At 40.5% G+C, this 11,265-nt stretch carries 11 protein-coding genes and 1 riboswitch; of the genes, 9 read left to right on the forward strand and 2 right to left on the reverse strand.

All coding sequences use genetic code 11. The features are described from left to right. The 3 genes from AC1DRQ_RS26385 to AC1DRQ_RS26395 form a co-directional block, all read left to right on the forward strand. On the forward strand, positions 1-455 hold a 455-nt coding region (locus tag AC1DRQ_RS26385; RefSeq protein ID WP_477428339.1), incomplete at its 5' end, for an amidohydrolase family protein. Next, complete coding sequence (locus tag AC1DRQ_RS26390; protein ID WP_477428341.1) at positions 442-2,274, forward strand: serine hydrolase domain-containing protein; 1,833 nt, start codon at positions 442-444, stop codon at positions 2,272-2,274. The genes AC1DRQ_RS26385 and AC1DRQ_RS26390, both read left to right, overlap by 14 nt. 194 nt (positions 2,275-2,468) lie before the next feature. Then, on the forward strand, positions 2,469-2,711 hold the full coding sequence (locus AC1DRQ_RS26395; protein WP_477428343.1) for a hypothetical protein: 243 nt from the start codon (positions 2,469-2,471) through the stop codon (positions 2,709-2,711). Positions 2,712-3,538: 827 nt separating this feature from the next. Here the strand turns inward: AC1DRQ_RS26395 and AC1DRQ_RS26400 are convergent. Next, the gene (locus AC1DRQ_RS26400; protein WP_477428345.1) at positions 3,539-4,774 is read right to left on the reverse strand and encodes a hypothetical protein; all 1,236 of its coding nucleotides are present in this window, start codon (positions 4,772-4,774) and stop codon (positions 3,539-3,541) included. Between the two features lie 263 nt (positions 4,775-5,037). Here AC1DRQ_RS26400 and AC1DRQ_RS26405 point away from each other — a divergent pair, with 263 nt between their 5' ends. The 4 genes from AC1DRQ_RS26405 (at position 5,038) to AC1DRQ_RS26420 (ending at position 8,480) form a co-directional block, all read left to right on the forward strand. Further along, the gene (locus AC1DRQ_RS26405) at positions 5,038-6,273 is read left to right on the forward strand and encodes an MFS transporter (protein ID WP_477428347.1); all 1,236 of its coding nucleotides are present in this window, start codon (positions 5,038-5,040) and stop codon (positions 6,271-6,273) included. A 112-nt stretch (positions 6,274-6,385) separates the two neighbouring features. After that, positions 6,386-6,892: an OmpH/Skp family outer membrane protein gene (locus AC1DRQ_RS26410; protein ID WP_477428349.1), complete on the forward strand. Its 507-nt coding sequence runs from the start codon at positions 6,386-6,388 to the stop codon at positions 6,890-6,892. Positions 6,893-7,118: 226 nt separating this feature from the next. Next, entirely contained in the window at positions 7,119-7,928 is an 810-nt protein-coding gene (locus AC1DRQ_RS26415) for a helix-turn-helix domain-containing protein (protein WP_477428351.1), read from the forward strand. A gap of 168 nt (positions 7,929-8,096) precedes the next feature. Beyond that, positions 8,097-8,480 (forward strand): VOC family protein, encoded by a 384-nt coding sequence (locus tag AC1DRQ_RS26420; protein ID WP_477428353.1) that lies wholly within the window; start codon positions 8,097-8,099, stop codon positions 8,478-8,480. 90 nt (positions 8,481-8,570) lie between these two features. Here the strand turns inward: AC1DRQ_RS26420 and AC1DRQ_RS26425 are convergent, their stop codons facing one another. Next, positions 8,571-8,993: a VOC family protein gene (locus AC1DRQ_RS26425; protein ID WP_477428355.1), complete on the reverse strand. Its 423-nt coding sequence runs from the start codon at positions 8,991-8,993 to the stop codon at positions 8,571-8,573. Positions 8,994-9,120: 127 nt separating this feature from the next. On the opposite strand from AC1DRQ_RS26425, the gene bshA reads away from it, so the two are divergent. Continuing rightward, positions 9,121-10,290, forward strand: coding sequence for an N-acetyl-alpha-D-glucosaminyl L-malate synthase BshA (bshA, locus tag AC1DRQ_RS26430; RefSeq protein WP_477428357.1), 1,170 nt, complete (start codon positions 9,121-9,123; stop codon positions 10,288-10,290). 225 nt (positions 10,291-10,515) lie between these two features. Then, positions 10,516-10,713 carry a hypothetical protein gene (locus AC1DRQ_RS26435; RefSeq protein ID WP_429398936.1) on the forward strand — a complete coding sequence of 66 codons (198 nt, stop codon included), beginning with the start codon at positions 10,516-10,518 and terminating at the stop codon, positions 10,711-10,713. An 83-nt stretch (positions 10,714-10,796) separates the two neighbouring features. Continuing rightward, positions 10,797-10,861: riboswitch (Fluoride riboswitch) on the forward strand. The last annotated feature ends 404 nt before the right edge of the window (positions 10,862-11,265 follow it).

Here is an 11,265-nt window from a genome sequence, read left to right on the forward strand (position 1 = left end):
GCATTATCCCATCTGTACAACCAACACATGCCACATCAGATATGTACTGGGCCGGCAAAAGGTTAGGCGCAGCACGCTTAAGATCGGCCTATGTGTATAAGCAATTATTAAAACAAAATGGCTGGATTCCCTTAGGCACCGATTTCCCGGTAGAGAATATTAACCCCATGTACACGTTTTATGCAGCAGTGGAACGTAAGGATCTGAAGGGTTTCCCGGCTGGGGGCTTTCAACCCGAAAACGCGCTGAGCCGTGCCGAAGCGTTGAAAGGCATTACCATTTGGGCCGCCAAAGCCAACTTTGAAGAAAAAGAAAAAGGCAGCCTGGAGCCCGGCAAATATGCAGATTTTGTGATCCTTGATCAGGATATTATGAAAGTAAAAGGGGCTCAATTACCAAAAGTTAAAGTGATCAAAACTTATATAAACGGAGTTAAAGTATATGATAAAAAATAAATGGAGCTGTGTTCCTTTAGTGTTGTTAGGGTTTTCATTATTTAATACGGCTTGTGCACAAAACCCACCTATTGTTATCCCTACAGGACAGGCTTATGTTAACGAAGAACGATTGGTTGAACACTCCACTGTATTGTTTAACAATAGTAAATACCTGATACCGCTGCAAAACCTTGACCAGTTAAAAATTGCAAGTGTACATTTTTCAAACCAATACGCTACCGTTTTTGATAGCTTGCTGAACAAGTACAATAAGGTGCAAACCTTTGATGGTAACACGTACACTGGTTCAAAAACATTGATCGATCTGTCATCTGATTTGAAATGGTATAATACCATTATACTGCAGTTAACTGAGGCCGACCTGGCAAATCCGCAGATCATTGATTTTATCAGCAGTAATCAAAAACTAAAAAATGTGATCGTGACTGCCTTTGGCGGTGGCGGGATACTAACTAAATTGAATAATGTTACCGTGCCCATTTTATGGAGCGAACGATTAACACCGGTTTCGGTATTGTATAGCGCCCAGGCTATTTTTGGCGGCATGCCGGTTACACAAAAACTTACTCGCACCTATTCGCCGCAGTTTGCCACGGGCATGGGTTTTATTACCAATAAAATAAGGCTGCAATACACCGTTCCGGAAGATGCGGGGATTAATGCGAATAACCTTAAGGGTATTGATGATATTGCCCGGGAGGCTATAGCTGAGCATGCAACCCCTGGTTGCGTAGTATTGGTGGCTAAGGATGGCAAGGTGATTTTTAATAAAGCCTATGGTTATCATACTTATGATAATAGTATACCCGATAGGATAACCGATATTTTCGACCTCGCTTCCATGACCAAAGTATCGGCCACTACTATGGAGGCTATGAAGCTTACCGACGAGGGTAAATTGAGTTTGGAAGGCACACTTGGCGATTATATTCCGCTTGCACGTAATAGCAATAAGAATAATATACAGATCCGCGAACTGTTAATGCACCAGGCCGGACTGATACCGGATATTAAAGGTTTTGAAAAGGTAAAACCTACAGACCATAGTACCGATTCGTCGGCTGCTTACCCCATCCATGTATCTGATCATTATTTTTTAAGAAAGGATTATTACAAAGATGTAATGCTGCCCGATATGCTGAGCTCTCCGCTTAAAACAAGGGGGCAATATGTATACAGTGATGTGAGCATGCTGCTGATGATGGAAGTGCTTGAAAGTATCACTGCTATCCCCGAAAATGTATATGTTCAGCAGCAGTTTTACAACCCTCTGGGTATGCAAACCGCCGGATTTTTACCGCTGCACCGCTTTAACCAAAATCAGATACCGCCTACAGAAAACGACCAGAAATACCGCCAGTCGTTGTTGGATGGTTACGTGCATGACCCAACCGCGGCCTTAATGGGCGGCGTTGCCGGGCATGCCGGTTTGTTTGCCAGCGCCAATGATGTGGCCATATTGTACCAGATGGTGCTAAACCGCGGCACTTACGGCGGCACCCAGTATTTTAAGCCCGAAGTGGTCGACCTGTTCACCTCCAAGCAATCGGCTGTAAGTCGCCGGGGATTGGGCTTTGACCGCTGGGACCCTATCGAGGATCGCCATTACCCATCAAAGTTAGCTTCGCCGCAAACTTACGGGCATACCGGTTTTACGGGTACCTGTATCTGGGTTGATCCTAAATATAACCTGGTATATATATTCCTGTCAAACCGGGTACACCCCGATGTCAGCAATAAGCTGGGTAGCCTGAACATCAGGCCACGGATTCAGGATGTGGTTTATGAGGCGATAAATAAGGGAATGGGGATGTAATTTTTTGATTTGGGATTTCGGATGTTCGATTTGGGAATGGAAAAAATGGAAATTGGAATATCATTTAATCAAGTGTTTACGCCTGAGTGCTTTCCGAAGTAAGCGTGGACGATTACCTTGTATATAGTTCAAGCGGAGGACGCTTGAACTGGCGGGAACGTAATAACACCAGTAAAAAATAAACTAATAATTGAATGGATATCACACGAATATATAATGCAATAATAGAAACACTAAATAATTCTGGATTTGATAATGTGTCAAAAGATTTAAATTTTTTAAGCAGAGGAGCAGCAACAGGAGGCGAAGGTTTGGAATCTACAGGTGGCTATTTGTTTGATTTGAAAAAAAACAATCCGGCTGCATTTGAATCTGTAAAAAAACTCATTGGTGAATATTTGATCTATTGCAAGCAGAATGGGATTATTATAGAATAGTATTTATAGAATAGCTGAAAATAGAAAAAACTTAGTCTGTCAACTGGCGCAAGTATGTTGGGCTGGATAGGGGTAAATGCTACTTGTGCCTTGCCTGAAAACAAAAAACGCGTCATTGCGAGGTACGAAGCAATCCCCGACTTACAGAGCAAGGTGAAAAAGAATGTCGCATACCCGCTCTTGGCCGCGGGAGGGCCAGTTACTTTTGTCGCCACAAAAGTAACCAAGACCGAGCGTAGCGAGATAATGAGTACCGATTAAAAACAAATAATAAAACGAATAACGCTTTCAGCAGAAATGCTTCTTTGCCACACAGGGCCACTACCCTGCAAACCAGACAGAACCACGGGCTGCCAAATTTTTACTCCACTTTGTTCCCGCCCGCCTGCGCTTCAGTAAAAATTGCTAATGCCCTTACAACCGCACTGGCCCAACTTGTTCTGTCCGATTTCGCCCGAAGCTTATCTGCTGAGTAGGAAAGAAGATTTCAATAGGGATGATTTTGGAACAAATAAAAACTTCCTCCCCCTTAAGCTGGCATATGCGTGTCCCCAGCCTGGCACAAGTATATCGGGTTGGCAAGCGAGTAAATGCTACTTGTGCCTTAATAAATTGAAAGTGGTGACAGAAATTTGTCAGTAGGGTTAAAAGTATAAATTGCTGATTATCAGATGTTAATTAGTGTTCATGAGCGTTCACGGGTGTACATATGAACACTTACAGGCAGCCCTTTTAGCAACGTCATTTCCCCTTCAGAGTCCCCGGATTTTATCGCTCAGGGTGACAAAAGGTATTAATTTGTATTTGTTTTGATGACCTCCCTGCTGTTAATAATTACGGCTAACTGATCTTAAATCAAGATTTGGGTAAACCGGATTGCCATCGGTTTTGTAAGGAAAATATGTTTCATCAAAGGCGCTATCCTTAAACACGGAAACATTTTGAAGTATTTGCTTGGTCAAATCAACATTTTTTATCTCCGGATATTTAGAAAAATCAGGGAATTTTATGTTAACAGCGCTTCCGGCAGCCGGGCCAGACAATTGCACAGAGAAACCGGGCGTGTCGAAGCTTGCAAAGTAGGCCATATAGTAATCAACCGGACCCGAAAAAGAGGGTTTAAAAGTTGTAAGGGTTCCATCCGGAGTACTAATAACCGCATTATAGGTATCGGCTTTATCAGGAATAACAGTAGTGTTTTTGGTAAAGTAGTAGTTATACTCGTCAAGAGAATACCTTATTTTAGTAATATACTCAGCAAATGGTTCCTGCGGGTAATAATAGTTAACCTGGTTACCTTTCGAACTTAGCAATCCCAAATAATAACTGCTGTAATAGTTTTTATCGGCCCTGGCATTTACCTCTACTATAAGATTTGATCCGGGCGAAGTAATGCTTTTAACCAAAGGGGCTTTGTTTATCTTGGTCATATCTATATTAAAATCAGTTGCCCCTTTAGTAACATCAAAGAAATTGTATAAATGATGATTTTCATTTACGAGTAAATGCACATACAGTTTACCATCATCAGTTAATCCCGGATAAAGACTGAAAACCGTATCTGCAAGTTTGCCCAAACTATAACCGTATTGATCACCTCGAATATCTAACTGATCAAAATATACCGGATTTTTTAAATGGTATTTTAATTCGTGAACGGGTTTTTGCAATAGCCGCTTACTAAAATCCAGATAGTGGCTTCCTTTTTTTACCTGTAAAAAGCCCTTGATAACAGACGGTGTAACTGTAGCGTCTGCACTTACATCAATCTCATAAAAATTGAAACGCTCTTTTTTATATGGTTTTAATGAGGTTATTTTTAACAGTTTGGTACCGCTTACATATTTAACCTCATTCAGTATTTCTCCGCTTTCGTCGGTAAGTACAAAATAGGTGCTGCTGTAAAAATGAAAATCTTCGTTTGCAAGATTTAATGTGAGCAGTGTATCGGCCGGGGTTTCAACAGGCGGTTTGTTCCCATCATCGGGCTTGTTGTTTTTATTTTTAGAACAGCCGGCAAAAATAATAACCGCAACAAAAAATAATAATGTGAGCTTTTTCATGGTGTCGGTTTAGGTGATAGATAAGGTTAGGCTTTTAGTTATACGAATATAACAGTATTAAAAKTTGCAAACTATACATTTACAGCATTTTATCGAACTCTTTCCATAAGCTGTGCACGTGTGTTGTGCGTGTCCTTATCAGGCTAAGTTTGTTTACATCATGTAATTTTAATAGTGGATCTGATTTGGTTGAATTGCGTAACTATTAGTTTGACATTCACAAAACATGCCTCCTGATTTAGAATACTAATTTTGCGAGATCTATGATCACGTCTACATCAAAAACAACAACTATTAAAGAACATCACCAGGGAATAGCAACCTTGGTGGCCTTTGCCTTGATCCCATTATCCGGTTTCGCGACAGACATTTATATTCCTTCTTTACCTACCATGGCCGGCGAAATGCATGTTGGCAGTATTCAGGTGCAGTTAACATTAAGTATTTTTTTGATCAGCTATGGCGTATCACAGCTATTTATCGGTAGCATATTAGATAGTTTTGGCCGGTATAAGGTTAGCCTTGCCTCATTAATTATTTTCGCGGTGGCCAGTGTAGTCATAGCCATCACCCATAATATTTACCTCATATACCTCATGAGGGTTATACATGGGGTAACTGTAGGCGCCATTATAGTAGCCAAGCGGGCTTATTTTGTTGATCTGTTTGCCGGCGAAAAATTAAAACACTATTTAAGTTTGTTCTCTATTATTTGGTCAACCGGACCTATTGTGGCCCCGTTTATAGGGGGCTATCTGCAAGCCGCTTTTGGTTGGGAATCTAATTTTTATTTTTTGGCCGGATTTGCATTGGTGTTTGCCATTTTAGAATTCATATTTAGTGGAGAAACCCTGGTACATTTTTCAGATTTTCATCTCCAAAAGATCGTAAACATCTATACCGGCATGATCAAAACTACCAGTTTTACCCTGGGCATTGTTATGCTGGGGCTGGCTTATTGTATGGTAATGACTTACAACATGACCGGACCTTTTATCATTGAACATCATTTGCATTTATCACCTATTATTGCAGGTTACAGTTCCCTGGTGCTGGGTTTTGCCTGGATGGTAGGTGGTTTTATAGGTAAGGCAACTATCAACCGCCCATTTTTCAGGAGATTGGTGATCAATGTAGTGCTGCAGTTCCTTTTTGTGATATTGATGATCATCAGCCTTAACTTTATAAACAATTTATACTCGCTCATCTTTTTTGCATTTATTATTCACGTAGGTGCAGGCTACACGTTTAATAATTACTTTACTTTTTGCCTGAGTAAGTTTCCTAAAAATGCCGGCATTGCAGGGGGCCTTACAGGGGGCATTACTTACGTGATTGTTTCTTTTTTGAGCTATGGCATCGTTAATGTTGTTCCGGCAAAGGATGAGCGGAACCTGAGTTTCAGTTATTTGATGCTCATTTTGCTGTCGGCACTGGTTATGTTTTTCATTTTTAGAATGAAAAATAAGGATAAAATATTATTAGCAGAGACTGCTTAATTATATGGTTTATAAGCGGCTTAATTTTAAAAAATTAACCAATATTTAAAACAATTTCACTCACGAGGCGTTCTAATACCTTTTACGAAATTAAATGTTAAGTATGAGAAATATGTTCAAAATCACCCTAATTGCTGCAAGTTTATTATTTGTTGGGACGTTTTCCCAGGCACAGACAAAAATCGGTTATATCGATTTTCAATCTTTAGTTGGTCAAATGCCCGAGGCCAAAACAATTAAGCCACAAATTGATGCTTACCAAAAGCAGTTTGTTGATCAGCTAACAACCATGAACAATGAGCTGCAAACAAAAGGGAAGGATTTTCAAGCACAAAGCAAAACAATGACAGATGCTGTGCGTACAACCAAGCAAAACGAGTTGCAGGATTTGCAGAAACGTATGCAGGATTTGCAAACCAGCGCTCAGCAACAGGTTGAAGCTAAATCAAACGAACTTGTAAAACCATTATCAGATAAAGCTCGTGCAGCTGTTAATGATGTTGCCAAAGAAAAAGGTATTACTTATGTATTGGATGCTTCACAAGGCTCACCGCTGCTTGTTTCAAATCAAGGTACTGATCTGATGGTGCCTGTTAAAACGAAGCTGGGCATCAAATAAGCTCTTTTTTACTCCCTAAGCTGAAGCAAGTTTTGTGCGGTTGCCGGCACACAGACGACTTGTGACTCAAGTTAACCATGCACTAAAGCCCAAACGCAAAACTTGCATCAGCATAAGGTATCTCTGCTTAAGCTTAATTAAGTTATTGATTATCAATTCTAAAATCAAACAATAAACCCTAACTTTATAGAAACAATAAATTCGACATCGAAATTTCAATTCCGATATGAATTACTACACCATTCAGCCACCGGATATATTAAAACCTTTTGTAAGGTTTTTTTGGGTGCTGGAGCATGAGCTATCGGCAGATGAACCTCAATATGTTTACCGCTCCATAGCTGATGGGTGTACCGAAATGGTGTTTCATTACCAGGCAAGTTTTGATGAAATTACTGATGATGGCAGACAGAATGGTGGCCCCTCAGGTATTCAGTTCCAAACCGATACCTACCGACGGTTTATAACGAGCGAAAGCTTCGGCATTTTTGGGGCCTATATATATCCTTTTGCTGTTCCGCGCTTTTTTAATATCCCCAGCAGTGAAACCAGTAACCTGGCCCTTGATTATGATGCCTTTTTGGGCAATGTGGGTCGCGAGCTGGAAGAGCGGATCATACTGGCTCCCAATAACCTGAAACGTGCCGAAATACTGACCGACTTTTTACTGATGCGCCTGCGCCACAATACCCCCACAGATGATCGCATCATCACTTCTATACGCCACGTAATTCATTCCAAACAACGCAGAACAGTAGGGCAACTGGCCGATACATTTAACCTTTCTACCAGGCAGTTCGACAGGCGGTTTAAAGAATATGCTGGTTTTAGTCCTAAAACTTATTTGCGGTTAATACGCCTGCAGGATGCCATTCAGCAATATGGCAGCAATAAATCACTAACCCAAATAGCGTTGGAGTGTGGTTATTATGATCAGTCGCATTTTATACATGACGTGAAGGCCTTTACCGGCTACCATCCTGGTTTTTACTTTTCGGGTAAGGCCGAGGGTACAGAGTACCGGAATTCTGACTGATAATTATCAGATAGAGAACAGATCCGAAACGGCGAAGCCTTCCTGAATACCGTTGATGAGAAACCAAAGTGAAAAATCGAAATTCCTAAATCCGACATCAAAATGTCCGGTTTTTACAATTTTGCTGATGCCGGGCTGGTTAAATTTGAATAAAAAACAGAGATCATCATGGAAACAGTAAACAACATTCCCGAAACCTATCAGCGCATTATGCCTTATCTTATCGTAAAGGATGCGCCCAAATTCATCGAATTTATGCAAAACGTATTTGGCGCGCAGGAGCAGTACAAGCAAATGCGCGATGAAAACCATATTATGCACGCCGAACTAAACATTAAAGGCAGCACCATTATGTTTGCTGATTGTAATGATGCATACCCTCAGCAAAATGCCGGCATGTTTATTTATGTTGACAGCTGCGATGAAACCTATAAAAAAGCCCTGGATAACGACGCAGAAAGCATCATGCCGCCTGCCGACCAGCCTTACGGCCGCGGCGCGGGAGTTAAAGATCCCTTTGGCAATACCTGGTGGATAAATAATCCACTTTGATTTCGGAATTGGGATGTTCGAGTTCGGATTTGTACTAAACAGGCGCAAATAAATAATTCCCAAATCGAACATCCCAATTCCGAAATCTCCCTAAATCACTTGGTTAAACTCCAGCCGTTCGCCATTGGGGCCGGTGATGTTAAAATATTTGCATCCGTTTTTCCAAAATTGCAGAAAAACGGGTGCTTCTTCTATGATGTTAAAACCTGCCTCTTTAATTATTTTAAAAGTTTCATCAATATCACTCACATCAAAAGCCACATGGTCAACATGGCCATTGTCCCGGCTCCTGATCTCTGTCAATGCCGAATCGGGAAGTTGGTACAGCTCCATGATCATATTTTCACGCTGCATCATTACACAGGTGCCCTTTTCTTCCCCGTGCCTAAACGGGGCCTCCATTACATTGCTAAAGCCAAGTCTGCTGTAAAAAGATTGTGACGTATTAATATCAGTTACCGGTATGCCTATATGTTGTATGCTGTTGATTTTTAATTGAATAACGTTTTGCATAGATGATAATTTTGATGTGGTTAAATTAAAAAATTGAGTAACTTAACTAAGGTAAATCATTTTACACAGTGTTAACACATTTGCCATAAATTGCTGTTAAACTTGCAGCCATAATTAACCAACATTAATGAAAATTGGAATAGTATGTTACCCAACCTTCGGGGGAAGCGGGGTTGTTGCTACAGAACTTGGTAAAGCTCTGGCAGACCGTGGTCACCAGGTTCATTTTGTTACCTATAACCAGCCAGCCCGGTTAGATCTTTTTTCCGAAAATCTGTTTTATCACGAGGTATCGGTATCCAATTACCCACTGTTTGATTTTCCGCCTTATGAACTGGCCCTGGCCAGCAGGCTGGTTGATGTGGTGCGGCATGAAAAATTGGATGTGCTGCATGTCCATTACGCTATTCCGCATGCATCCGCAGCCTTTATGGCCAAGCAGATCTTGTTAACATTCGGTATTTATATCCCGGTGGTTACCACCCTGCATGGTACTGATATTACCCTGGTAGGTAAAGACAGAACTTTTAACCCGGTGGTTACATTTTCCATCAACAAGTCTGATGGGGTTACCGCCGTATCTGAAAACCTAAGGCACGATACCTATGAGTTTTTTGAGATCGAGAACGATATTAGAGTAATACCAAATTTTATTGATCTTACCCGTTTCAGCCTTAAAGCAAAGGATCACTTTAAAAAAGCCATAGCGCCATCGGGCGAAAAGATATTGGTGCATACCTCCAACTTCCGTAAGGTAAAACGTACCGAGGATGTGATCAAGATATTTGCTAAAGTGGTTAAAAAGATCCCTTCAAAATTGCTGATGGTTGGTGATGGGCCTGAGCGTTCTGCCTGTGAGCAGTTATGYCGCGATCTTGGTGTTACTGATAACGTACGTTTTTTGGGTAAGCAGGATGCTATTGAAGAAATACTTTCTGTAGCCGACTTGTTCCTGATGCCATCGCAGTCAGAAAGTTTTGGTTTGGCAGCATTGGAGGCTATGGCCTGTAAGGTCCCGGTGATCAGTACCAATGCCGGCGGCCTTCCCGAGTTAAATGTTGATGGCATAACCGGCTTCCTGAAAGATGTTGGCGATGTTGATGGGATGGGCGAAAAAGCCATCTACATATTGGAGGACGAAACCAGGCTTAACACTTTTAAAGATAACGCGCTGGCCCGTGCCAGGGAGTTTGACCTGGCAACCATTTTACCTTTATATGAAAATTACTATCTTGAGGTGATTGATAACTGTAAAGATAAATGTAAGGAACTATGCAAGGGTATGGGAAATAAATAAAATAGTCCATGTGCCCTCTTTCCTGTAGTGAAAAATGCCATATAATTATGCAACTTATTGATATGGAGTTTTTTACGGATTTTATGTAAATTCCGGCAAGGGATAGTGACATTTCTGCCGATGTAATATGCCTGATACACTTGAAAATTTATTTTCTAAAAGTTAAAATTTATCGCGGATGTTAATTAACTTAGTTTATTGTTTCACTTTTTAAAAATTAAACTTATGGCAAAGCACACAACCCTAAAGCGTGGTCAATTACTTAAGTACATTGGTAAAAGATGGAAGAATTTAAATATAATAAGCGGTAACTCTTTCATGAAATTTTTAGGTTACGATGGTAATGGTTTTGCCGATGTTTGGGTTGAATACCAGGGTCGTTTATTATTCCTTTCAATTAAAGAGGTTGAACTGGCTGTTTAACTATAAGTTTCATACTATTTAGGATAGGGTTTGTTTTTAACTTACCCTGAATAATTATGGCATTTTCACAAAAAAAGCTATATTCGTAGTAAGGAAATGGTGTCTTCCTATTTAACCGCCTTAAAAAGCTGATGACGCCTGCAATTAATTGACTTATAGCGTTTACGCTGTATTAATTTTTTGTGGGTGAAAAATAAAATCAACAAATCTGTTTTAAAAGTATCCGGCCGTAATTCCCGGTGGTATTTCCCTGCTTTTATTGTTTCACAGATACTTATGGGCTTGACGCTTTATAAGGGAACTTTCTTGTGCCCTTATTTAAAGGAAGCAATTTATTCTTCATCCCCCAATCACGTCATAAATAACCTAAATTAGCCTTCAATAAAATGAATGATAAAATTTTTACGTCCGAACATTTTTCGATACTGAAGCACCTCATCCGCTGGACACTCATCATTATCCCCATCGCGATAGCAATTGGTAGTACGGTGGCTTTATTTTTATGGTTGCTTAACGTTGTGATCCATTTTAGATTTCATAATCCGTTTATCC

The sequence above is a fragment of the Mucilaginibacter sp. P4_E8 genome (assembly GCF_056401495.1).